Below are 24,207 nucleotides of genomic sequence, written 5' to 3' on the forward strand. Positions count from 1 at the left end.
CGGCGCGGATACGCGACCGTTCCAGGCGCGTTCTGCCCGGGACATTCACACTGGCTGAAAGTCCTGATGGACCCCTACATCCTCTTGCTGGCAGGCGTGGGCGTGCTGATCCTGCTGATGGCCTGGCTGCCCATGGTGCTGCGGGAACTGCCGCTGTCCCTGCCCATGTTCTGCGTCGCCTTTGGCTTCGTCGCCTTCGGCCTGTCGAGCGGCAACACCCCGCACCCGCAGGATCACCCGGAGATCACCGAGCGGCTCACCGAGATCGTCGTCATCATCGCCTTGACCGGTGCCGGCCTCAAGCTCGACCGACCCTTCGGGTGGCGCACCTGGGCGATGACCTGGCGCCTGCTCGCCATCGCCATGCCGCTCTCCATCCTCGGCATCGCGCTGGTTGGCCACTAGATGCTTGGCTTTGGCCTGGCCACTGCGCTGCTGCTGGGCGCCGCGCTGGCCTCGACCGATCCGGTGCTCGCCGGCGACGTGCAGGTGGGCCCGCCACGCTCGGGCGAGGAGGACGAGGTGCGTTTCACCCTCACCGCCGAGGCGGGGCTGAATGACGGCCTTTCCTTTCCCTTCGTGAACCTCGCGGTGGCCGCTGCCGCGCACGGGAGCCTGCCCGGACCCTGGCTGCTCGACTGGGCAGCCGACGACGTGGCCTGGAAGCTCGGCGCCGGCCTGGCCGTGGGGCTGGGAGTTGGGTGGGCGCTCGGCTGGCTGGTCTTCCGCGTGCCGAACCGCGCCGGGCTGTCGCGCACCGGGGAGGGCTTCGTTGCGCTCGGCATCACGTTTCTCGCCTACAGCCTGACCGAGCTTGCGCACGGCTATGGCTTTCTTGCCGTCTTCGTCGCGGCGCTGGCGGTGCGCGCGGCCGAGCGCGAGCACGAGTACCACGAGCGGCTGCACGACTTCGTCGACCAGACCGAGAGGCTGCTGCTGATGGTCCTTCTTGTGCTTTTTGGCGGCGCGCTGGCGGGCGGGCTGCTGGAGGCGTTGACCTGGGAAGGCGTGGCAGCGGTGGTCGTCATTCTTTTCGTGGTGCGGCCGGCGGCGGGGATGGCCTCCCTGGCAGGCGCGCCGCAACCCCTGGGCGAGCGCGCAGCCGTGGCCTTCTTCGGCATCCGCGGGATCGGCAGCTTCTACTACCTCGCTTATGCCTTGAACGAGGAGCGCTTCGAGGCAGCGGAGGAGCTATGGGCGGTGATCGGCTTCACCGTGCTGGTCTCAATCCTGCTCCACGGTGCGACCGTGACACCCGCCATGCGCTGGCTCGATAGACGGCGCCAAGCCCAAGGCACCCTGCCGCTGGAGTCCGACTGACCACACCTCCTGTCTCGACAGACAGCCCGATCCCGAAATCCCATGATCAGGAACGGAATTTCTACCGCCCACCCGGAGGTTTCCGGGCGAGAACTTATGCAAGTACTCGCCAAATCCAGTCGGGGTCTGCATCCTGGCGCATGGTGACGGAGTTGTTTTCGTCAAGGTGCAGGGCACGCGGTCAATGGATGCACATCAAATTCCTCAGTGGCGCAGCTTTGACGTTGAGAGCGGGCAGGTCGAAGCTACACAATCTCGCATCCTTATTTTGGAAGGAGTTCCTGTCGTTGGGGTTTTTGTTGCGGCGCGGCTTCTTGGACAGGGCGCCCAGGTCCTTGGCCCCTTTATTCATGCCCCAGACGCGCTGATGGCGCTTAAGCAGGACCACCCGACGGCGGCGCTGGTCGATGCCGACATCGCCCACGAGCGCGGCCATGAGGAGCTGCTGGCCGAACTCGCTCAGCGGAAGGTGCTGACCGTGCTTACGACAGGCGAGCGGATCGATGCCATGCGTTTGCATTTCCCGGATTGGCCGTTGCTCGGCAAGTCCTTTGCAGGACATCACGTCCAGGATGTTCTGCGGCGCCTTCGGGTGGCTTGACGCGGCATTGAAGTCCCACAGACCCATGCCGGAAAACTGCTTCTTCCATCGGCAGGGCGTCGGCTCCGAGACTCCGAGCTTGCGGCAGATCTCGGAGATGGTTGTGCCGCTTTCTGCGTGAGGCCGGGCGAGGCGACCTGCTTCTACCGTGTAACGCTTCTTCTTCATGGCACCTTTTCCGCCTCTTCAGGGGTTCAATGTGCGCACGAAAATTTCGCTCCGGCCGGACCAGTCTCCGAGGTCAGGGGCCTGAGTTTGCCCTGGCACAAACCCTCACTCAGCAAGGCGCTCCGGGCCCGGTTCCGAAATGATTTCCATGGTCGTGGCAGGGACCGAGGCGCGTGGCTCCTCTGACTGGCATGCGGGTTTCCGGTTGGTTCCCGGCGTAAGAGAAGTCGACCCATGGCCCGCGATCAGCCTTCAAGTGCCGGGAGCGCGAGACGCTAGCTCAATCAGGTCGGTCCCCTCAGCCATCTCGGGCCGGTGGGCAATGCTGATCCGGGTGATGTCGAGCCTCCGGAGCGCCACGTTGATCCGCCGCTCGCGCTCCAGGTCGAGATGGGCAGTGCCTTCATCAAGAAAAAGCACCCTCGGTCGCCGGTAGAGTGCCCGCGCCAGCAGCACGCGCTGCTTCTGGCCTCCGGAAAGGGAGCTGCCCATGTCGCCGATCAGGCTGTTGTAGGCCATGGGCATGGCCATGATCTCGTCGTGGATCTCGGCCATTCGCGCGCATTCGGTTATCCATTCCTGGTCGAAGCCGGCTTCGAAGAAGCAGATGTTGTCGGCAATGGATCCGGACAGGAGCTGATCCTCCTGCATGACCGCGCCCACCTTCTCGCGGTACGCGCGCGCTCCGATGACCGGAAGCGGCACGCCGTCGATCAGCACCTCCCCGCTCGTGGGCTCGAGCAGGCCGAGCATGATCTTCATCAGCGTGGTCTTCCCGCCTCCGGACGGCCCTGTGATGGTCACGAACTGCCCTGCCGCGATAGTCAGGCTAACATTCTCCAGGACGAAGCGCTCGGTCTCGGCGTAGCGGAACGACACGTTCCTGAGCTCGATCCCACCCCGGATCGGGCGGGAGGCGTCGAGCGGGGCGTCGTGGCCAGGCTCGGGCTCCGCGAGCGCGATGTCCGAGATTCGTTCCAGGTGCAATCCCAGGAGCCGGAACTCGATCCCCTTCTCGACGAGCAGGACCGCCTTCTCGATAAAGTGACGCTTGTAGCTCATGAACGCGAAGATCATGCCCACGGTGAGGGCGTTGTTGAGCGCCAGCCGCGCGGCCAGATAGATGACCAAGATATTCTCCACGCCGAAGATCAGGTCGTTGAGGGTCCTGAAGGTGATGCTGGCCCGGCCGAGACGCACATTCGCGTTCACCACCTCCGCATGGCGGTTGAGCCACTGGCCCTCGCGCTCGCTCTCGCGGTTGAACAGCTTCAGGCTCTGCACGGCCCTCGCGGTTTCGATGAACGTCGAACTCTCCTGCGCGCGGCTCTGGATCAGGGCTTCGCTGCGCTGGCGCAGGATCGGGAAAAGGGCGAGCCGGAGCGCCGCGTAGAGCAGCAGCGCCACTACCACGACGCCTGCCAGGGCAGGGCTGTAGAGGAAGATCATGACCAGCGTCGCCAGCGCCATGATCCCGTCCACCATCGCGATGATCAACCCTTCGGCCAGCAGGTTCCGCACGGGCTCGATGGAGCCAAAGCGGGACATCACGTCGCCCACGTGACGCTTCTCGAACCAGGCGAGCGGAAGCCGGAGGAGGTGGTGGAACAGTCGCGCGCCCATGCGGAAGTGCAGCAGGTTCTGCACGATGAGGACCACCTGACCCCGCAGCGCCGTCGTGGCGACCGTGAGAAGCATGAGCAGCCCGAAGCCGAGCGCCAGCACGAGCAGCAGGTCCGCGTCACCACGTGCGATCACCTCGTCCACGGTGATCTGCATGTAGAGCGGCCCGGCAATCACCAGGATTTCCAGCACCGCGGACAGGACGAAGATCTGCACCAGCGGGTGCGTGAGCCCGCGCGTGCCCGACCAGAAGGCCGAGAAGGGAAGCTGCGACCTCTCGTCCTTTCGCGCGAAGTCCTCGCTGGGCGAAAGCTCCAGCGCGACGCCTGTGACATGGCGCGAGGCTTCCGACAGCGAGTAGCTTCGCTCGCCAAGGGCCGGGTCGTGCACCACGATCCCCTTGGCCGTGACCGACTTCAGGACGACGAAGTGGCTGAGATCCCAGTGGAGGATCGCTGGCAGGCGCAGCTGGCCGAGGTGGTCAAGCTCGAAGCGGAGCGCTCGGCAGGCGAGGTTCATCTGGCTTGCGACCTGGACCATGCCCCGCAGCGTCACGCCCTTCAGCGAGGCGGGGTGGCGGCGGCGCAGCGTGTTCAGGTCGATCTTGTGCCCGTGATAGGAGGCGACCATCGCCAGGCAGGCGAGGCCGCACTCCGCGGCCTCCGTCTGCCGGATCACGGGCAGCCGAGCGCGGCCACGGAAGTCCAGCCGGCTCTCGATCACGGCTGCAGCGCCCGCGCCCCGGCGCCGAGGAGTGGATTCACGAGCCAGCTCACAAGCGTGCGGCTGTCGAGGATGATGTCGGCTCGCAGGAGCATGTCGGGCTGCAGCGGGATGCGGTTGCCATAGGCGTCCACGTCCGGCCGCTCGAGCTCAACGGTGACTCGGTAAACGGGCTCGTCGAGCTGGACCGGGACCGTGATGTCGGCGGAGGTGAGCACCGTGTGCGAGATCCTGATCACCCGCCCACCATAGGTGCCGAAGTTCTGGTAGGGGAAGGCGTCGTAGAGGATGCGAACGCGCTGTCCCTGACGGACGAAGCCGGCGGCGCGGGTCGGCACGAAGAGTTCGGCCTGCAGGAGGCTGCCTTCAGGCACGATGGTGAGCTGGAGCTGACGGGGGTCGGCGGGCCTCCCGACCGTTGCCTGCAAGGTCGAGACACGTCCGGCGATGGGCGCGCGGATTTCATACGCCCGGCGTCCCCCGATCTCGGCGATGCGCTGATCCGTGGCTGAGAGCTCTCCCTCCAGGATGCGGATGCGGTCAGCCACGGCGATGGGGAGCTGCTCCAGCGTGAAGCGCTGCTCGGTGATCTGGTTCCGCCGCGCGGCCAGCTGCAGGCGGAGCGCATCGAGGTTCTGTCGCTGCTCAAACAGATTCTCCTCACGACGCCGGAGGTCGAGATCCGAGACGTAGCCGCGGGGATTCAGCCGCGTGGCCGCGGCAACAAATTCCTCGGCCAGGCGGATGCGCTCACGCTGGGTAGTAACCTGGCCCTCGATGTGGGTCGTTTCTGTCTCCGATCCGCGGATGAGGGCGGTAAGGCGAGCGCGCTCGGACAGGTCGCGCTCGCCCTCGGCCGCGATCTGGCGCGCCAGCACATCGCGCTGCCGGTTGAGTGCGTCGAGCACGGCTGCGTTTACGTCCCGGCCGTCGGCCGAAACTTGCGGTGTCGTCACGCTGAGAAGTGGCTGGCCCTCGCGAACAAGTTGACCTTCTTCCACATGGACCGCGCTGACGATGCCGGACTGCAGGGCATGGATGCGGGCGGTGCCGGTTGTCGGAGCAAGGTAGCCGGCCACGGTTTCCTTGCGCGCATAAGGCGCGATGAACAGAAATGCGATGATCAGGACAAGGGCCGCGAGGGCCCCCCAGACCAGGATGCTGGTCGAAACTGGCTGGAGAAGCGCGACCTCGCCCCATTGCCGACGGTCGCGTTGAAACGCCAGCGCTTCCGAGCGGAACAGCGCACGCTGAGGTGCTGGAGGGTCGACTGGCTGGTTCATCCGCGCTCGAGAGATTGCAACATCACGGCCGATCCGCATGCTTGGCTCGGGAGGCGAGTGGTCAATCATTGCGAAACAGGCGCCTCCGCCGCGCAGCCTGGATGACTATCCCGGGCTGGCGGCGGAGGCCATGTGATGGTCGAGGCTCAGGCCTGGACGATACGGCCCGGCCTACCCTGTGCTGCACCGGCCACTGCGCCACCAAGGACGCCGATGGCCACCGCAGCGTTTACAGGGATGGCAACCGCCACGTTGTTGTTTTCAATGTCGACGACATCGACCGCGACGACATTGATCAGCCCGCCAGCCACGGCATCGAGTTCGGCAGCGGTCAGCTCCATCGGAGCAGCAAGACGGTCCTCAGACATGTGATAGTCTCCCTCGTTATTTGCCGACAGTGGTGCCGGCCGAGTCAAAACACATGCCATTCTATCGAGTTTCCGAAAAAATCAGCGACAAATCTTCGTATTGTATTTATTATTATGGGAGGATACTGTTGGATGGCCCGAATGGATTGTGGCTTTCTTTGGGCAATGAATAATTCTCAGAAGGTATATTTCCAGAATGGCCTCGAATGTTGTCAGGGAATACTGAACCTTGGAAGGGCACCCTGGTGGTCTTCAATGTGAAGAATGGCCAGCCGCGTTGCGGGTCGCGGAACTTGAAGGAGGTGGACCATAGGCTCCGCGACGTGCCGTACGTTATCGTCTATGGTGCCCGGACTATCCTCCTAACCACGGCCTGAAGGCCGTCACAGGCGAGCAGATCTGAAATCGCATCCCTGGAAACCCACCTCGCCGGTTACCGGTTCTTGCAGCCTGCGGCGCCACGCAATGGCGTGGACCTCAGAAAGCAAGGAGGAAAATGCCCCATGACCATCCACCATTCACTGTCGCTGCTCGCCACCGCTGCCATTTTGGCAAGCACACCCCTTGCATATGCACAGACTCGGCCCGACGGCACGCCTGGCAACCCACCTTCGACCGCGACTGGACGCGCCGTGGATCGCGCGCAGGGTGAGGTGCCCCGTCCGGACGGTACGCCCGGCAACCCGCCCGGCACGGCCGTGGGCCGCGCCGTTGACAGCCCCCTCGGCACCAACACCACGGGCGCAAACCCATCGGGCGCGGCGACAGGCGCAACGACCATGCCCGCGACGACCTCGACCTCCCCGATGACCGTTGATGCCGCAAGCCTGCGTGGTGCACTGAGCGCCCAACGGCTGATCGATGCGGATATCTATGGCGCCAACGACCGTGAGATCGGCGAGGTCGAGGACGTCATCATCCCGCAAGGCGGGACGGGAGGCCTCGTCGTGGTGCTTTCGGTCGGCGGCTTCCTTGGCATGGGTGAGCGGCACGTCGCCGTGCCCTTCAGCCAGCTGCAGCACAACGCCGAGCGCAACCGCTGGGTCCTGCCGAACGCCACGCAGGAGACACTCCGTGCAATGCCGGTCTTCAATCTTGACGAGTTCGGGCGGAACCGGAATCGGGCCAACTCCGATCGCACGACAAGGCGTGACTCCGTCACTGGCACCACGACGGACGGCACAGCGCCGCGGCCGGGCGTTCCCGCCGGCACCAGCACGACGCCCGGGCAGTCTGCCCCGGCCAACGCGCCGACGCGTTGATAGGAGAGCATTAGAGCGGGAGGGGGGAAAACCACCCCTCCCTGCTTGACCCGTAGCGTAATGCCCCGCTTGGGAAGTGTCTGGCTTAAGCTACCAAGAGCAAATCAAGATGTTTGCGTGTCCCCGCATCCACCTTTACCGAACCGGTGAACAAAGAAAGCCCGTCTGAATCCGCAGACGGGCTTTCGGCGTTTCTAAGCCCCATACCAAGCTTCGCCGAAAGGGTCCCCTGGAGCTCGATGTGGTCGCGATGCACCTCCACGCGCTCGACCAGAGCCCACAGCGCCTCACAGACTTCCACGCCGCCCTCGCGAGCCATCGCCTCGCGAAGCGACGCCACGCGCTGATGATAAAGATCCGGCAACCGGGGATGCAGGGCAGGGGCCTTGGCCACCTGACCAGCCTCCCGGAGTTCTGTCTCGAGCTTGGCCAGCGCCGTGGTCGTCCGCAAAGGGCGGGCGGGGGCAGGAACGGCGCCGCCGGCGACCATTCGGCATCGGTCAGGCATGTTGCATAGGGCTGGCTTGAGCGCGCAAGCTGCGCCCGGGAGGCGAGGGTCCACATGGGCGACCTCGAAGGACACACAGACATCCCTCGAACGCACGAGACCCGCCGCTCACCCCTCCCGCAATCATTGCGAAGTCGTTCCGAAGCGAGCTCTCACACCAGGCCACCGAGGCTCTGGCGAATTTCTCATTCCGATGCCGCCACGTCGTCTATTGCTTCCCTTTATGCGATCACATCACAAGGATGATTTGATGATCGCGAAATAGCCAAAGAACAGAAAATGCAAATCTCTTGAGATCCATGGATCTCCGACGCCTCATGATCATCTCGCAGGCGGCTCAAATGATTTGCTTTTTCATGCCGAGGAATGCAACGTTGCGGAGAAGCGGGGAGGGAGCTTGTTCATGCGAGGGCTGTGCTTCTCCTATTGGCGTGAGCAAACATCTTGTGACGGATTGGGTGCAGTCGTGGCTCGGGAGACGCCCGGAAGCGGCGAGATTCTGGCCTCGCAGCCGAATCCTGCGACCGTCCAACGGGCTGCGCCATGTCCGCCAACCCTCATGAATTTTCCGGACTAACACTCCACCGGACTACCATCGCGGAGCAGGTCACGCGACACTGGGCAAAAGAATCACCAGCGGTCGCATTGTCTCCAGTTCTCTCGGGAGAGTAGGGAGGATGTGCCGATGTCGACGCCGCTGGCCGACCTGTTCAGTGGCCCCTTCGGGTCCCTTTTTCGGGACATTGCGGACCGCTTCACGACGGATGGCGTCACCTCGACGCCCTTTGCTGGCGGAGTCCAGCATAGTGGCACGCTCAAATCCGTCCGAACCGACCCGATCGACCTCGGCTTCGGCGAGCTGGAACTGCTGGGGATCACCGCGGGTGTTCCGTTTCGCCTTGCCGAGTTCGATAGCCCAGATGGGCATTGGCACCTCGACATCGTCTCGAACGGGCTGAGCCTCAAGCTGCGCGACCTGTACGGCGCCGACTTCGTCAAGGAAAGCGGAACGACCCCGCGGCGGCTGATCCGCCGCGCGACCGACACCGCAGTGGTGATCTCGGGCGACGCGACGATCCGATTTGCCAAGGCCTCGGCCGACGCACCGGTGATCCTGCTGTTCGTCGAGAACCTGTCTGCTGCGGATCCGCTCGCCGACACCGGTGCGGTGGTCGAACTACGCTGCACACCCAAGCACTTCTTTTTCGGCACTTCCCAGTTCGGCATGACGCTGGCGGAGGTGCTGTTCGACGCCTCCGCGACCTTCTCGCCCAGCTTCGTGATCGGTCAGGGGCAGACGAACGAGTGGATTGGGTTCGCCGTGTCCGAGGCGACCTTCTACGCACCGCCGAACGCGATAGGCCGGGGCGGCTTCTCCGGCGGCGTGCGCAACCTGCTGATCGGCAGCCCGCGCGGCGTGCAGGGCGAGTTCGAGATCCAATGGGGGCGCGCGCCGCTCGATCCGTCGACCTTCGTATTTACGCAGGCCGGCCACCCGCAGACGGGCGCGACCGGGAGCGGCAACGCCCGCCTGGTCGCGATCACCGGCGGCCAAAACGACGACGTCGCGATGACCGCGAGCTTCGTCGCCTCGCAGCCGCCCGAAGGCGGCGCCGTCACGGACTGGAGCGCCACCTGGCGCTGGCCCGACGGAAGCGAGAGCAACGGCGATGCCGCGACCGGTCAGGTGCGCCATGGCCAGGTGCTCCGCGTCGTTCCAGAAGAACGCATCCCGGGTCGGCCCATGGTTCGCCATCCCGAGATCGTGTTCCGCTTCATCGCCGCGGGCGAAGTGCCCGAGATCGACATCATCACGGCCGGTACCTCGGTCGTGAACGCGGTCCACATCGCTGGTCCGCAGGCCGAGATCGCGGGACTGTCGTTCCGCGCCCGCTCCACCGCCCCAGTCGCCGGCACGTTTCGCTGGAAGGTCGAGCCCGACGGCGCCGAGCAGACCGGCACGTCGGTGACGATCCCGACCGGCGAGCTGTCCGGCGACAAATATTTGGTGCTGCGCGAGACCGACGCGAGCGGCCATTCCCGGATCGCGCGGATACGCCTGCAGGTCGTCGAGGGCGTGACCTTGCTTGTCGGCAGCGAGGACGGCGTGGTGGCAGCGCCTTCCCCGACGAGCCCGATCACGCCGGCCGGTGTCGAGGGAACGTACGACCTGCCCGACTATCATGCGCGGGCGCGCTTCACCGCAATCCTGGACGATGCCGAGATCGACACCTCGCGGCCCGAGAAGGTGATGGTGCCGTCGGGCGGACTGGCGCTGGTCACGATCCCATCGGTCGGGGTGCCGCCGACCGTCGAGCACGACCGCCATGTCGAGATCCTGTTCGAGTTCGCGACCGGGCGCGCCTTACGTTGGGGCGCGGACCGGCCAGCGGGCATCGGCCAGGGCGGCGACGAGGCGGGCTTGCAGCGCCAACTGCTGCAATGGGCGGCCAATTATCCGGGCGCCGAGTTCCTCGTCGTCGGGCGCTGCGACGATGTCGGCAGCGACAGCCTGAACGCGACGCTCGCCCGTACCCGCCGCGATACCGTGGTCCGCTTCCTGACGACCGCGCCGGCGGGCAGCAACCTCGTCGCGATCGATCCGTCGAGGATCACCGCCTGGGGTGAACAGGACGGGCAGCCTGGCAGCGTCGCGACCAGCCCGCTCGACGACGAGGAGAAAGCGGCGCAGCGTCTCGTCCTCGCGACCGACGCCGGCGGTAATCCGCTCACCGATCGCAGTGACTGGATCAGCGGCGCGGCCGCCCCGACCGAGCCGCGGCGCGAGCCGTTCCGACGCGCCGACATCTACGCCGTCGGCGGAACACCTGCCGCAGGCGCCGTCCGCCGCGAGCTCGATCCGGGCCGCGCGCCCGACCTGCGTCGCATGCTGATGCCCGGCGAGACGGCTGATCCGGTGCCAGCGACGGTGACGACACCGGAACTTGATTATCGCGTGAAGCTGCTGGCCGCCTGGGACAAGCCGACAGGGGAGGGATGGAAGGACCTGATACCCTCCAAGGCCGAGTTCGAGTATGCGTGGTCGCCCGCGGACCAGCCGCTGCCGTCGCTGGGCGGAAAACCCGTCACGCTTGAGGTGTTGACCGTCTACGGCAACTGGCGCCACGACGACGCGAGCGGCTTCACGCGTGCGCAGCTCGGCATCCGCTCGGACGGCGATCCCGACGGGTTGGTCCGCATCGACCAACAGAATCTTGTCGCCGCCCTGGCGCTTGGCCCGGTGCTGTTGTCCGGCGTCAATTCGACGACCGATGCGGTGGAAACCGGCGCGCGGGTGGCCGCGCTGGCGGCGGGCGTCGCCTTCGCACAGGTCGATCTCGGCGGTGGGCCGCTGCTCGGCACCGCGTCCAAGGCCGCGATCAAGAAGCTCGAGGCAACGGCCCAGATCAAGAACGTCGACGATGTCGGTGATGACTATAAGATCAGCCTGACAAGCGACTATACGACCACGCTTCACGTCAATACGGGCCGGCTTGGCCTTCGCACGCATCCCGACCAGCCGGCGAAGTTCCGCTACAAGGACGTCGGGATCGTTTTCGACCAGTCCAAGTCCAACTTCTGGGACAAGATCGCTCTCGCATACCCGACCGATGCGCTCAGCATCGAGGATCCCGGGCGCTGGCAGATCGACGGCGTGCTTGGCCAGCTGCTCCGCGCGGTCGAGACGGCACTCGGCCAGGGCTCGATCTGGATCGAGACGCGCTTCGCCTTCGCGCTGTCTATCGGCGTGGTCGAGGTCAGCGAGGCGGTCATCCGCGTCACCTTCGACGGATCGAGCCCGATTCCCGCCTTCTCGCTGCGCGGATTGGTCGCGAAGATCGACGTTCCGGCGACCGTGAAAGGCGAGGGGCGGCTGCGGATCGAGGATCCGGGCGGCGTGATCAAGGCGGGCATCGACCTCGAGGTCATTCCGCTCAAGCTCAAGGCCTCCGCCGCCTTCGCGATGGCGCAGATGACGACGCCGGAGCCGTTCACCTTCGTGAACCTCTACGCGAAGGTGCAGTTCCCCGTTGGCATCCCGCTTGGGCCGTCGGGCGCCGCGCTGCACGGCTTCATCGGGCAGACTGTAATCAACGGCACGCGCGACGTGATCGCTTCGACCGACATCGTTGCCCGTGAGATCGGCTGGTGGCGCAAGAACCCCGAAGACAAGTACAAGCCGCTCAAGAACCAGCACGCGCTCGGCATCGGCGCCGTGGTCGGCACGCTGCCCGATGCGAGCTTCTCGCTGTCGGCTACCGGGATGATCGTCGTCGCCTTCCCGGATCCCGAGGTCATCTTCGCGGTCGAGATCTCGCTGCTCTCTGTCCCGGACAAGACGCCCAAGGAGAAGAAGGACGGGCAGAGCGCGTCGATCACGGGACTGATCGTCATCAACGACGAGGCGGTCGCGCTCGCCGCGCAGGCACGGTACGAGATCCCGAAGGTTCTGCAGGTCACCGTCCCGTTCGCGGCTTACTTCCCCTATTCGGGCGTCGGCACCTATGTCCGCATCGGGTCGGACGGGCAGTCGGGCCGCGCTGGCGAGCCAGTCACGCTGACGTTGCTGCCTTCGACGCTGAACCTGAAGGCCTGGTCGTACCTGATGATCGAGCAGGATGGCCTGCCCAATTTGGGCGGCGACCCGCGCTTCTCGTTCCAGGGCTTCTCGGTCGGCTTCGGGGCCGGCGCCGGACTGGAGTGGAAGGCGGGCCCGATCCGCCTGTCCGCCTCGATCAAGCTGCTCGCCGGGATGGGCACCGACCCGCTGCTGATCAAGGCCGGGATCTTCGTGAAGGGCGAGCTTGATCTCGTCGTCATCTCGATCTCGGCGCGTGGCGAGATCCTGCTCACCTACCAGGACAGCCGGATCTGGATGGACGGCGAGTTCTGCGGCGAGGTCGACCTGTTCTTCTTCTCGCTGAAGGGCTGCGTTTCGTTCCGGATCGGCAGCGACATGACAGGCCCGCCGCCGCCGCCGCTTGCGCCAGTCGCGAGCATCTTCCTGACCGACCGCGGCGGCCGGGTGATGGGCGAGGCGCTGCGCGACGGCACGGGCACGATCCAAGCGCTGCCAATCTTCGATTTCGTGCAGATTGGCGACAAGGTCGAGAACCGTGGCGTGGCGCCCAGCGGCAACCATACCGTGTGGGCCGACACCGCGCCGCTGGTCAACTTCCGCCACTACATCATCGATGCCGAGGCCGGCACGCGGCAGTTTGAGCGGGCGGCGCAGTATTCGGGGCAGGTCTGGTTCGGCTCCAACCGCCTGAAATACGCCTATCGGCTGGATGGTGTCCGGCTGGTGCGCGACTCCGACGGCGCGCCGGTCACCGGCGCGCAGCCGCTCAAGGCCGGCTGGCAGACCTCGCCGGCGCGGCAGCCCGGCAGCGGGGGTCCGGTGGTTCCGTCGGGCGCGGAGACGCTCAGCCTCAAGCTGCTCGATTGGCAGCCCTGGGGGTGGGCGCTGCCGATGTCCGACGGCGGCGAATCCGCGCCAGGCGATCCGGCTGATACGGTCGGCAATCTCTGCCAGCCCCTGCCGACGCCCACGCGGTCCTGCCTGTTCGGGCGCGACGCGCGCGGCTTCGGACCCGACCGGATCGGCCTGTTCCACGAGACACCACCGTCCGCGCCCTATCCGAGCTGGTTCACGCTGATCGGCCGGCCCGGCCTGCGCATCGGCGGCACGGTCCTCGAAGGACCGGCGCTGACCGGGCTCGTCGCGTCGGCGGGCGCGCTGCCGCTCCCGGGCGGCGTGATCACGCTGTCGCAGCCGGTCGCCGGCCCGCAGGGGTCGCTCCAGCAAGGCTATCGCCTCCCTGCGGCGCAGCTGGCGACGCCGGGGCAGGTTTCGGTCACCACCTTGCCGTGGCTTGCCGAGTTCGACCGCACGATCCGGCGCGGGTCGCTGCTGCTCCTGATCTGCGACGCGCGTGGCGGTCGCGCGACGGAGCCGCCGCGCGACTGCTACCGCTTCACAGGGCTGCCGCTGGGCAAGCAATTCTCCGCGCTTGAGGTGCCGCGTTTCAAGCTCGAGGCCATGCGTGCGGAGCGACCGTTCACGATCACCGATCGCGTCGACCTGACGCATAGCGGCGGGATGCTCGGTACCGACCAGCAGCCCGACGTGCTGATCGCCGAGCCCGGCCTCGTCATCCGGCCGACCACGCCCGTCCGCGCGATTGAGCTGCATTTCTTTCGCGGCGGCCCGCTGTCGGCCGCGATCAACTGGCAGGACGCGGCCGGCAACGGCGACGTGATCAAGTTCGAACCGGACGAACAGGGCGCCAGGACGGTTCGCATCGATGCGTCGGCCGACCTCGCCGAGATCGCGATTCGCGTGAAGGGCGGGATGCTCTTCCTAACCGAGATCTGCACCCCCGAGGCCGGCGGCGACCACACCTGCTTCGACTTCGGCAAGGTGCCGTTGCGCGCGGTCGCGCAAGGCAGCTTCAGCCATGGCGGCGTCACCTTCACCGTGCTCGACCCGACGATCGGCTTCAACCTCGCCGACTGGGTCGACGCGCGGCCATCCCCTGCCACGCGCGGACAGGATCACACGGCAGAGCTGCGCTTCCCTGACAAGGGGCTCGAGATGCGCCTGGCGGAGGCGTGGGACGCGATAGACCTCGGCGTCTGGAGCGGCGGCGGCGGAATCGTCGCGACCGCGTTCGACACGCGCGGTAACGTGATCGACCAGACGCGCGCCGATGCGCACGATCCGGTCGCGCTGCATCTGCAGGGTCCCGGGATCGTGCGGGTAATCGTCTCCGGCGGCAGCAACGAGGCAGTGCTGTTCCGCGTCTGCCGACGCCGCACCGCGCTGGCCGACCAATGCGTGACCTTCGGCGACAAGGCGCAGCGCGGGCTGAAGACGCTCGAACGGAATGGACTGACGTTCACGCCGCGCAGTGATGCCGAGACACTGATCCTCGCCGATATCGGGCGCGAAACCGAGCCGGTCGGAGCCGGGCGCGATGGTTCCGTCGAACTGATCGTGCCTCCCAAGGGCTTGGTGATCGCCACCGGCACGCCGCGCGCGTCGCTGACGCTGTTCGTGCTCGCGCTCGGCGATGCCCGCGTCCAGGCGGCTGCCTTCGACGCAGCGGGCACGAAGCTCGCGACGGCGACGGGCGGCGGCGCGGGCAACTCGCTGGTGCGCCTTGTCGTCGCCGCCGCAGGCATCGTCCGGGTTGAGGTGAGCGCGCGCGGCCGCGCCGCGGTGACGCGGGTGTGCAGCGAGGCGCCGCAGACCGGCATGCTCGCGCGCGCGGCAACGACCGGCGGGCTGCCCATGGTGACGACGCGACTCGGCGCGCAGGTCGAGCGCTGGCCGGGAACGGTCGTGGGGGCCGTCGTATCGCAGGAAGGTCGCCCCTGCCGCCTGATGCGCTTCGATCAGCCGGCGACGCTGGTGGATGCACCGGGTTTCGACATCGTCGCTCCGGCCGGCCTCAGCGTCACGCTGCTATCAGTGTGCGGCGTGGACACAGTTGCGGACGTTGCACAGGCGCAAGATGCCGCGGCGCGGGCCGATCTTGGCGCGACGGTCGGCGGCGCATCGAGCGCCGATCCCGCCGTTCCCTCTCGCGAAGTGCTGCTCGAACCGGGTGAGACCTATCGCATCGAGGTCCTCTGGAGCTGGCAGGCCTGGACTTCGAACCCGGCCGGGACGGACAGCCCCGGCGCGCCCGATCCCGCCAAGTGGCAGCCCGGCGCGTCCGAGACGTTCCGCTTCCGCGTGGCGGCTGAGGAGCTGGCCCCGACCGGCACGCAGGACGGGCTGAACGAATTCAAGTTCGATCCGCGCGACATCGTTCGCTACCTCGGCCGCACTGAACCGGCCGACGGCCGCGACGTCGTCTTCACCAACGATCCGCTCTGGGTGCACTTCAACGCCGGGCACGTCGAGGCGCTGGCGGATCGCTACGAGCGCGAGCTGGTGCTCGAGGTGAAACGCACCGATCCGCCGCCGCAGCCGGACCAAGCGTCGATGGACTTGGTGGTCTTCCCGTTACTCATCGAAATCATCAGGGCGAAGGGCGTTCAGTCGGTGATCTCGGTCGCCGAGCAGCGGATCAACCAGGCCATTCTCGACGCGCCGTGCCTGCCGGACGACCCGGCGGTCGGTGGCCGGTCGATCGGCGGCCGGTGGAAGCTGGCGCCGAACGCGATGTACGATTTCAACCTGCTCGCGGTACGCAAGGGTGCGCCACCGGCCGCGCGGGATCCCGTCGTCGTCAACGCGACCCGCTTCAAGACCTCGCGCTACGCGACGCCGGCCGAGCTGCTCGAGGCAATGGGGTTCGCGACGAGCGGCGCCGCGCCGATTCCGCCCGAGGAGCTGCTGCTCGGCGACGCGATGACGTTGCCGACCGGCCCGCTATCGGTTTCGGACCGCGACATGGCAAACGCGCTGGCAGCGATCGGCGCCGACACGCTGCCGCTTCCGGGAGATCGGCCGCGGACGATCGCGCTCTGGCGGCGGGTGGGCACCGGCTACCGGATCGTCGGCTTCCTGGCTGACTCGCCCGAACCGATGCGCCGTGAGGCCGCGGTGCTGGTCAGCAGCGCGGCCGTCGACTCGGTGCGGTGCGAGCCTGACCGGCTGCTGGTCGACGGCACGGCGTTCCTGCCGGTCCGTGCCACGCTCAACTGGACGCGGGTGTTGTTCGTCACCGCCAGCCCGGTTGCCCCCGCCGCCGAAGGCGAACTCGCCTTCCGGCTGCGCGTTGCGCCGGGTGGCATGCTGATCGGCAAGCGCACGTTGCGCGCACGTCCGCTCATGCTCGACACGGAAGGGTTCTGATCATGCCGATGATCGTTCCGCCGACACTGCTCAACCTCGCCGTGCTTCCCGGGCTGCCGGGCGAGCCGCACATTCGCAACGGCAATCACCTGCGCGTCGCGCACCACCCGTTGCTCGGCCTGCCGGTCGCGCCGTTCATTGTCCAACGAGCGACGCTTGAACGGTTGCCGGACCAGTTCGCGGTGCGGCGCGACGTCGTGTTTCGCGATCGAAACGGCGTGCCGCTCACTCTGCCGATCACGGTGCGCAAGGGCGATGAGGTCCATGCGACCATCGTGCAGGGCACGGCGACGAGCTGCATCCTGGTCTCGATGCTGACCCGGCCGCTCGAGACGCCTCCGGTGCGCCAGCCACTCGGGCGCGGCCGGCTGGCCGTGCGCGAGCCGGTGCTCCCTGCCAACGCCTTCGATCGCCTCGATGGCCAGCGGCTGAGCGCGGTCGTCACGGCTGCGCCGCGCGCCGCAACGAGCGACACGTCCAGCAAATCTCTGGTGATGCGAGCGGTGGGCGCATCGGTCGGCAACGGGCCCACGCTGCTCGGCGAGCGGCGCGGGCCGCCCTATACCGTCGCGGCACCCGGCATCGTGGAGGTGGTGATCACTGGCCAGGGGATCATCGCCGACCTGGTCTGGCTCGGGGCGAGCGACCTCGACCGGCTCGACTGGCGCACGATTGAGGTGCTCAACCTGCCGCACCAGGCGGGGCGCCGCTACTTGTCGGTCAACGATCCCTTCAAGCGATCCGAGGCCTGTCTGCGGCGCCAAGCGCCCAAGCTTGCGCCGCTGCAGGAGACGTCCGGCGCGATCGCGCCCACGGCGGCGCCCCCGTTCAGCGAGCCCGAGGAAAGCGACCGGGTTCATACGCTCGGTGATCCGCTCGCCGCCGATCTCAACGTGTTGATCGACGGCGCGGCCGCGCCGCTGACGGCGAGCGAGACGATCGAGGTCACCGACGCGGCGGGCCATCGCCTGAGCGATGACCCGGCGCAGGAAAGCTCGATCGCGATCAGCCATCTCGGCCGCGTGCTGCAGGCGACGCTGGATCCTGGGGTGGCCGCTTGGCTAGGCTACAAGGGGATCGACGACCGCGACCCGCCGGAGGGCGTCGCTTTTTACCGCGTCTTTGGCTTCTTCCGCCACCCGCTCGGCGCCGGCGCCGACCCCAAGCAACTGCAGGGCGTGCCGGTCAACGTGGTGCCCGAGCCGGATCGCACGATGTCCGCGCCCGAGACGTTCCGGACCTGGATCAAGCTGGCGGGGAATGTCCTCGAGACCGAGAGCGAGGCACTGGTCGGCGAGCTCGAGCCGGCCGGCGACTATATGATGATGGGCGCCGTTGCCGCAGTTGATCGCCGTGCACCGCCGGAGCCGCCAGCGTCGCCCGAGCTGCTGGCCCCCGAGCATATCGCATGGCTTCCCGCAGCGCCGCCTACGGCAGTGCGCGAAGTCGACTGCCCGATCCGCGGCCTGCTCGTTGGCGCGACGCTTGCCGGCGAGCGCCAGCAGCCGCTGCCTGGCGGCGGACTTATCGGCTTAAACCGGTCGGTCGGGGCGCGGCCCTGGCATGCGCTGCTGACCCTCGGGCTGACCAGCCAAGCCGATGGTACGCCGCTGGTCTTTGCCGACGGACGCCAGGGGAGCATCGGCGACCGATATGCCGGACCCGATGCTGCGCGCTACTATTTCGCGCAGCAAGATCGCTTCGGGCGTTGGTCTAACTTCGCCGCACGCGATGCGGCCGCCGGGCCGCGGCCGAAGCCGCCGCGCCCGGTGTTGCAGGGCAGCTACCAGCAGCCTGCCCCGCCGTCCGCAGCCGCGATCACCGGCGGCACCTTCTCGCTGCGCGTGGCGCTGCCCGAGCCCGCCGCGCTGGCGCCGGGATCCTATCCGCTCTCGCATGTGCGGATGAGCTTCCGTCACTCTGACGCGACCGTGTCCGGAGGGCCCGAGATCGCGATGCCCGACGTGGATGCGCCCGCGGCGAGCGCGATCGTCGTTGAAGCACCTCCCCCGCTCGGGCAGCCGCCGCAACGCGCCGTACCCGTCACGGTGACGGGCCCGGTGCTGGCAGCGAGCGCGCAGCGCCGCATGGTCATCACCGCGCGCTGGTTCGACACGGCAGGCCAGGGCTCCGAAGTGTCGGAGCCGCTGCGTCTGACGATGACCGATCCGCGGCCGCCCGCCCAGCTCGCCATCCCGGACACGCTGCTCTATTCGTCGCGCCCCGACGCGACCGGCCTTGCCTGGGTCGAGCGCGCTTGGCCGGTGGCGGCGAGCGACAAGGCCACTTATGCCGCCTATTACACCGACGAAAATCGGTTGCTCGCATGGCTCAGGGCAGAGGGCCGCACGTCCGAGGCGAACGCAATCGCCGCGACCGAGGATCGTGCCGCTCGCGCCGGCATGATGCGGGCCATTCAGGGTGATTTCCCGGATTATCTGTTCGAGCGACTGCCAGGTGCGGTGGTGTCGCCCAGCGCCACGCAGCGGCGACTGCGCCATGCCGTGTCCGGGTCGAGCCGCATCCTCAACGCGTACAAGATCGCGGCCGAAGCCGGGCAAAGCGGTGCCCGGCCAGACCTTTCGGGGCTCGACATGGTCTTCTACGGCGTTCCGAACTCGGATCCGCCGCCGCGCCCATCTGTGACGGTCAGGCTGGTCGAGCCCCAGGCCGGCGAGCCGGATCTGGTCGTCGAGGTGACGGTGATCCTGGAAGCCGGGATGACGCGCGGGCAGACGGCCCGAATCTTCCGCACGCGCGGCACGCAAGCTGATCCGATGCACGCGCCGTTGGTGGCGGACCTGCCTTTCTCCGCGCCGGACCCCGATTCGGGCCAGCAACGAGTGGTGCTGCGCGACGTCGGTGCCGCCGGGATCGCGCCCGCCGCGCGGCTGGCGGCCTTCTTTCGTTATCAGTGGCTCGCGCAGGCGCAGGGCGCGCCAGAGTCAGGATCGGACGTACCGGGCATGTGGAGCCGTCCCTCTGACCCCGTGAGCCTCGCCACCGTGCCCATGGTCGCGCCTGCGACGCCTGTCTTCGGCGGCTTTGGCGGGACGACGGTCGCGGGCGGGACGCAGGATCTGACGCTCGCCATCTCCCATCCGCTGGGGCTGGCGCCGACCGCGCTCGGGCCGTGGCGCTACGAGGTGCTGCGCGCCGCGCCCGGCGAAGACCCGACGCTGATGGCCGCAGGCAGCGTCGGCGCGGTTCCATTCACGATCGCCGACCCGGTCTCCGGCGGGGTGACGCCATCCGCGACGCTATTCACGGTGCGGCTCTTTGACCCCATCGGGCGTCCTACCCCGGCTTTGTCGCTGATCACGAGTTGATGCCGGGGACGACATGTCGCGTCGCGCGGCGCGCCGTCGGATAAGATCGCCACGCAACCCAGATCGATGCGTTCGTCGAGCACTTTGATGACCAGATCGTCTGGACGCACGGCGTAGTCCTGCGCGCGATCCGGGTTGTCCCGCTCGCGTCCGCCGTAGAATACCAGTGGCGTAGCGAGCCCAAGCCGCCAAACCGATGGCGAGGCCCTGCATCTGCATGTCCGTCCCATAGGCCAAGCCGCCTGGTTGCTGCGCTACCGCCTGCATGACCGCCAACGCGACCTGCGGCTGGACGGCTATCCGGAGGTGGCTTCGCCAAGGCCCGTGACTTCGCCCGCGAAGCCCGGGTCCCACTACGAGATGATCATCTGCTCCTCCTCACGTCTGTTGACCCACCACCACGTTCGTTTGGCTCAGGCGCTAACGGACGTTAGCCTTTCCCAAGGCTAACCGCAGCGGCGGCCAAGTGGGAGAAACGACGTGACGCACAGAGCACCTAGTGCGGCTGGGAGGATCGCGTCGGGCGCTCAATGGAGTGATGCCTGCGAAGGAAACAGCGATGTCGAGCGCCACCCCAAGCTACCATCTCTTCGGCAACATTCTAGGTGTTTGATCCCGCGGTGTGGTGGTACAATTGATCACCATGCCGCGAGGGATGCGCTATGGGCCAGGTTCTTCACGGAAGCGCCCGCACGACGGAGGCAATCCGTCGCGCGATCCAGCTACGTCAAGAAAGCGTGAGGGCACTGGCCCAGCGCTTCGGCGTCAGCCCCACCACAGTGCAGAAGTGGCGCAAGCGGACCACCACAGCTGACGCGCCGATGGGGCCCAAGGAGGTCCGCTCCACCGTCCTTTCGGCCGAGGAGGAGTGAGGTGACACGGCGGAAGTGGTCCATGTTTGATGTTAGTTTTTCGGCGGGTTTCCCCTCATGCGTGCCTTCCGCTTTGCCGCGCGGGGCGGCGGGGCCGTGAACTGAGTACTCGATTACGACCAGATCGAGCCGGAACTGGTGGCACTGCTGCTGCAACAGCCGCCTGAGCGCCGCAGCATGGGTCTTGAGGGCGCGAGGATACTGGCCCGCGAGATGCGCGACTGGATCCGCGACGGGACCGACCTCGTGCATTCGGCCGTGGGTGTGCGCTCCGACTGCTCCTTTGATCTCCACAGCTTGGTTCCGATCCTCTGGCGGGTCCTGCAACTCGGGCCCGATGATCCGAAATCGCTCGCCTGGATGTGGGAGAACTGGGGCACGACGTGGACGCTTCGCCGCGTCGAAGAGGTGCCGCTTGCGAAGGCGGGGAAGAAAATGGTCGCGCTAGGCCAATCCCTCGTCCGGTATCGCTTCTGGTCGGCCGACTGGTCGCTTTATCAGCCGCTCGAGAAGCTGAGGGGCGAGCTGCCAGCGCTCAGCGTCCGGCTGTCCTACCAGGTAGAATGGCCGGACCTGCAGCAGATCAACGAGGCCAGCCGAGGGGAGGCTGCTGCAGCCTCTGACCGAAGGGCAGCTCAGGAACTCGGGAGTGCCGCGATTTTGACTAAAGGCCCGGCGCCAGCAGGGGCCTGATGAAACTCGGTGCAGTGCCTGGCCTTCCGCCTCTCCACCCTTTTGCCGCGGTCACCAAAACTTCAACCAAGCCTACGTCCTGGGAACAAAGGGCGGCTTGGAGAGCAGATCTTCCACCTCGGACGAGCGAATGACGCGGCCGCTGCGGACGAAGGCCTCGTGATTGGCTTCGATCGTGTCGCGGTCATAAAGGTAGTTCACCATGAGGCCATAGGACTCACGCATCCCGCGCGCCGAGGTGTTTGCCCGCGAGTTGATGCGCTCGAGGCGCGCTCCGTTGCCCAAATGAAAGCGCGCGACGGGGTCGATCCGCGCCCCAGATCGGGGGGGGCGGGTCAAGTAGAAGGCGCACCAGCGCAGCAACAGCCTGTCCAGAGTTGCCGAGCGGTTCCCGTCGCGCCAGCCTTCGCTGGCCACCGCCTTGACGACCAGTTCGGCCGGGCTGCTATCCGCAGGAAGTCCGGCCTCCCGAGCGAGTGTCTCCCTTTCTTCGGAGCGCAAGGCTCCCGCCCCATCGGGCTCCACCAGATGCTGTTCCAGCCACCGGCGGAAGCCTGGAACGGGGGAGAGCGTCGCAAAGCGCGTCAGTGTCGGCAGCTCGGCCTTCAGCTCCTCGACGACCTGCTTGATCAGGAAGTTGCCGAAGGAGATGCCGCGCAGCCCCTCCTGACAGTTGGAGATGGAGTAGAACGTTGCCGTGTCTGCCGCTTCGGCGCGACACCGACGGCCTTCGTGGGTGTCGCCCCTGTCCATGGCCAGCAGCGGCTGCACGGCACAGGCCAAGCCGGTCGTGAGCGCCACCTCGACAAAGATCAGCGGCTCACCGGGAAGCGCCGGGTGGAAGAAGGCAAAGCACCGCCGGTCAGGCGCCAGGCGGCGTCGGAGATCCTCCCAGCCCTGGATCTCGTGAACCGCCTCGTAGGCGATCAGCTTCTCCAGCACCGCAGCCGGGGTCTGCCAGTCGATCCGGCGCAGCTCGAGAAAGCCCCTGTTGAACCAGGAGGCCAGCAAGTGATGAAAGTCGGCGTCCAGCAGCTTGAGCGCAGGGTGATCAGCGGCGTGCGCAAGCAGCTCCTCACGCAAAAGGATCAGAGCATGGGTGCTGCCGGGCGCCATGTTCATGCGCCGAAGCAGTTCCTGCCGGGGCGGCTCGGCGGCCTCGCCGAGGGCGGCGGCACGCGCGGGTGTCGGCTCGGCGAGATAAGCCTCAGCCGCCGCGCGCAGCACCTTTGGGTCGGGCGCAAAACTCTCGGCCAGGAAAACCAGGAAACTGATGCGGTCATCGGGAGAGAGTTCGCGCAACGTGTCGTGCAGTTCGCGTGCGACTGCTGCGCCGGATGCCTCGCCGCGTCCGGACAGCAAGGCTCGGGCGAGTTGCCGTGCCCGCTCCAGTGCAGGGAGGGAGGCGGCAGGGACCGCCGCGTAAGCTTCACCTCGGTCGGCAATCCCGGACCACAGCTTGTCCAGCCAGGCGCGAGCGTCGGAAGCCAGAGAGGACACGGTGCTCAGTGTGGACGATGCCATCGTTGACGCTCCTTCACAGCTTGCGCTCGCGGTTCAGCATCTTTCCAGCCAGTCCGACGGGTTCTTCCCGGGGAACGGGCCTATTCCGCTGTTATGCCGGCCTCGCGGATCAGGGCCCCCAGCCGTGCCGTTTCCTCGTGCAGCCCCTCCCTCGCCTCGTTCGCGCTGCCGCCAACTGTAACGGCGCCAATGTCGATGATGCGCTGCCGTACGGCCGGTTCTTCCAGCACCTTGCGGAAGGCCTCATTCAGCGTCGCGACCACCGTGGGCGGGGTGCCGGCCGGCGCCACCAGCCTGGCCCGGGCAGAAGACTCCAAGCCTGGCACGCCAGCCTCACCCATGGTCGGCACGTCGGGAAGCTGTGGCGCGCGTTCCCGCCCCGTAACGCCGAGCGCGACCACCTCACCCGACCGGACCTGCGCCAGCGCGCTGGCGACCGTGTCGAAATAGAAATCGACGCGCCCCGAGAGTACGTCGGTCAGGGCGGCAGCGCCGGAGCGATAGGGGATGTTCACCATCTCCTGTCCGCTGAAGCGGCGGAAAATCTCGGCGGCGAGGTGGTTCGACGAGCCGGCACCGGGCGAGGCATAGGAAAGCCCCCTGCGCGTCTCGCGCGCCTTCTGCAGAAGGCCCTGTACGTCGGTCACACCTAAGCTGCGCGGCACCACGAGCACCAGAGGCAGGTCGGCCACTGCGATCACAGGTGCCAGCGCGGTGTTCGGGTCGAAGGGGGCCGGACGATACAGGGCGGGGGCGGTGGCGCAGATCGGGGGGCAGATGGCCAGGGTATAGCCGTCCGGACGAGCCTGGGTCAGGGCGACGATGCCGACCGTCGCACCACCACCCGCGCGGTTCTCGACCACGATGTTCTGGCCCAGCACTTGGCCTGCCCGTTCTGCCACGACGCGCGCGAGCAGGTCGGTACCGCCGCCCGGGCCGAAGGGCACGATCAGCCGCAGAGGACGGTCAGGGAAGGCCTGCGCGGCGGAGTGCCCAACGAGGCCAGCGCTCAGGGCGAGGCCGAGCGCCAAGGCGCGCAGCAGATGAGGGCAGGACGATGACATAGGTCTGAACCTCCGTTAGGGCGGTGTTGGGAGAGAGCAGCGTCCTTGCGGGGCGGC

Annotated in this window: 13 protein-coding genes and 2 pseudogenes; 7 read left to right on the forward strand and 8 right to left on the reverse strand. The window is 67.2% G+C overall.

All coding sequences use genetic code 11. From position 1 onward, the window contains the following. Positions 1-66 precede the first annotated feature (66 nt). Both OF850_RS17075 and OF850_RS17080 read left to right on the forward strand, forming a co-directional pair. Entirely contained in the window at positions 67-405 is a 339-nt protein-coding gene (locus tag OF850_RS17075; RefSeq protein ID WP_301591536.1) for a cation:proton antiporter, read from the forward strand. Then, positions 406-1,320, forward strand: a complete 915-nt coding sequence (locus OF850_RS17080) for a cation:proton antiporter (protein WP_301591537.1) — start codon at positions 406-408, stop codon at positions 1,318-1,320. 181 nt (positions 1,321-1,501) lie between these two features. On the opposite strand, the gene OF850_RS17085 is transcribed toward OF850_RS17080, so the two are convergent. From OF850_RS17085 to OF850_RS17100, 4 genes are all read right to left on the reverse strand, one after another. Further along, positions 1,502-2,089, reverse strand: coding sequence for a transposase (locus tag OF850_RS17085; RefSeq protein ID WP_301591539.1), 588 nt, complete (start codon positions 2,087-2,089; stop codon positions 1,502-1,504). Between the two features lie 252 nt (positions 2,090-2,341). Further along, positions 2,342-4,435, reverse strand: coding sequence for a peptidase domain-containing ABC transporter (locus OF850_RS17090; protein WP_301591541.1), 2,094 nt, complete (start codon positions 4,433-4,435; stop codon positions 2,342-2,344). Then, complete coding sequence (locus tag OF850_RS17095) at positions 4,432-5,757, reverse strand: HlyD family efflux transporter periplasmic adaptor subunit (protein WP_301591542.1); 1,326 nt, start codon at positions 5,755-5,757, stop codon at positions 4,432-4,434. Before OF850_RS17095 ends, OF850_RS17090 begins: the two co-directional genes overlap by 4 nt. A gap of 107 nt (positions 5,758-5,864) precedes the next feature. After that, a complete protein-coding gene (locus tag OF850_RS17100; protein WP_301591544.1) occupies positions 5,865-6,086 on the reverse strand; it encodes a hypothetical protein in 222 nt (73 codons plus the stop codon). 503 nt (positions 6,087-6,589) lie between these two features. Between OF850_RS17100 and OF850_RS17105 the strand changes: the two genes are divergently transcribed. After that, complete coding sequence (locus tag OF850_RS17105; protein WP_301591545.1) at positions 6,590-7,348, forward strand: PRC-barrel domain-containing protein; 759 nt, start codon at positions 6,590-6,592, stop codon at positions 7,346-7,348. 85 nt (positions 7,349-7,433) lie between these two features. Here OF850_RS17105 and OF850_RS17110 read toward each other — a convergent pair whose 3' ends face one another. Both OF850_RS17110 and OF850_RS17115 read right to left on the reverse strand, forming a co-directional pair. After that, the gene (locus OF850_RS17110; protein ID WP_301591628.1) at positions 7,434-7,742 is read right to left on the reverse strand and encodes a hypothetical protein; all 309 of its coding nucleotides are present in this window, start codon (positions 7,740-7,742) and stop codon (positions 7,434-7,436) included. A 32-nt stretch (positions 7,743-7,774) separates the two neighbouring features. Next, positions 7,775-7,912: pseudogene (locus OF850_RS17115) on the reverse strand (IS5/IS1182 family transposase); the annotation flags it as partial. A 629-nt stretch (positions 7,913-8,541) separates the two neighbouring features. Between OF850_RS17115 and OF850_RS17120 the strand changes: the two are divergent. The 4 genes and pseudogenes from OF850_RS17120 (at position 8,542) to OF850_RS17135 (ending at position 21,562) form a co-directional block, all read left to right on the forward strand. Continuing rightward, entirely contained in the window at positions 8,542-16,668 is an 8,127-nt protein-coding gene (locus OF850_RS17120; RefSeq protein ID WP_301591547.1) for an OmpA family protein, read from the forward strand. Positions 16,669-16,670: 2 nt separating this feature from the next. Continuing rightward, positions 16,671-19,997 (forward strand): hypothetical protein, encoded by a 3,327-nt coding sequence (locus OF850_RS17125; protein WP_301591549.1) that lies wholly within the window; start codon positions 16,671-16,673, stop codon positions 19,995-19,997. A gap of 662 nt (positions 19,998-20,659) precedes the next feature. Next, a pseudogene (locus OF850_RS17130) lies at positions 20,660-20,866 on the forward strand (helix-turn-helix domain-containing protein); the annotation flags it as partial. Positions 20,867-21,007: 141 nt separating this feature from the next. Next, on the forward strand, positions 21,008-21,562 hold the full coding sequence (locus OF850_RS17135) for a hypothetical protein (RefSeq protein WP_301591551.1): 555 nt from the start codon (positions 21,008-21,010) through the stop codon (positions 21,560-21,562). A gap of 72 nt (positions 21,563-21,634) precedes the next feature. Here OF850_RS17135 and OF850_RS17140 read toward each other — a convergent pair whose 3' ends face one another. Both OF850_RS17140 and OF850_RS17145 read right to left on the reverse strand, forming a co-directional pair. Next, complete coding sequence (locus OF850_RS17140; RefSeq protein ID WP_301591552.1) at positions 21,635-23,086, reverse strand: malonyl-CoA decarboxylase; 1,452 nt, start codon at positions 23,084-23,086, stop codon at positions 21,635-21,637. 80 nt (positions 23,087-23,166) lie between these two features. Beyond that, the gene (locus tag OF850_RS17145) at positions 23,167-24,150 is read right to left on the reverse strand and encodes a Bug family tripartite tricarboxylate transporter substrate binding protein (protein WP_301591553.1); all 984 of its coding nucleotides are present in this window, start codon (positions 24,148-24,150) and stop codon (positions 23,167-23,169) included. Positions 24,151-24,207 lie beyond the last annotated feature (57 nt).

The organism is Sabulicella glaciei (assembly GCF_026183895.1).
In the GTDB taxonomy this organism is placed as follows: Bacteria; Pseudomonadota; Alphaproteobacteria; order Acetobacterales; family Acetobacteraceae; genus Roseococcus; species Roseococcus glaciei.

Excerpts from the sequence above, each read along its gene's own strand:
- OF850_RS17075 (WP_301591536.1), top strand. The coding sequence starts at position 67 with ATGGACCCCTACATCCTCTTGCTGGCAGGCGTGGGCGTGCTGATCCTG.
- OF850_RS17080 (WP_301591537.1), top strand. The coding sequence starts at position 406 with ATGCTTGGCTTTGGCCTGGCCACTGCGCTGCTGCTGGGCGCCGCGCTG.
- OF850_RS17085 (WP_301591539.1), bottom strand. The coding sequence starts at position 2,089 with ATGAAGAAGAAGCGTTACACGGTAGAAGCAGGTCGCCTCGCCCGGCCT.
- OF850_RS17095 (WP_301591542.1), bottom strand. The coding sequence starts at position 5,757 with ATGCGGATCGGCCGTGATGTTGCAATCTCTCGAGCGCGGATGAACCAG.
- OF850_RS17100 (WP_301591544.1), bottom strand. The coding sequence starts at position 6,086 with ATGTCTGAGGACCGTCTTGCTGCTCCGATGGAGCTGACCGCTGCCGAA.
- OF850_RS17105 (WP_301591545.1), top strand. The coding sequence starts at position 6,590 with ATGACCATCCACCATTCACTGTCGCTGCTCGCCACCGCTGCCATTTTG.
- OF850_RS17120 (WP_301591547.1), top strand. The coding sequence starts at position 8,542 with ATGTCGACGCCGCTGGCCGACCTGTTCAGTGGCCCCTTCGGGTCCCTT.
- OF850_RS17125 (WP_301591549.1), top strand. The coding sequence starts at position 16,671 with ATGCCGATGATCGTTCCGCCGACACTGCTCAACCTCGCCGTGCTTCCC.
- OF850_RS17140 (WP_301591552.1), bottom strand. The coding sequence starts at position 23,086 with ATGGCATCGTCCACACTGAGCACCGTGTCCTCTCTGGCTTCCGACGCT.
- OF850_RS17145 (WP_301591553.1), bottom strand. The coding sequence starts at position 24,150 with ATGTCATCGTCCTGCCCTCATCTGCTGCGCGCCTTGGCGCTCGGCCTC.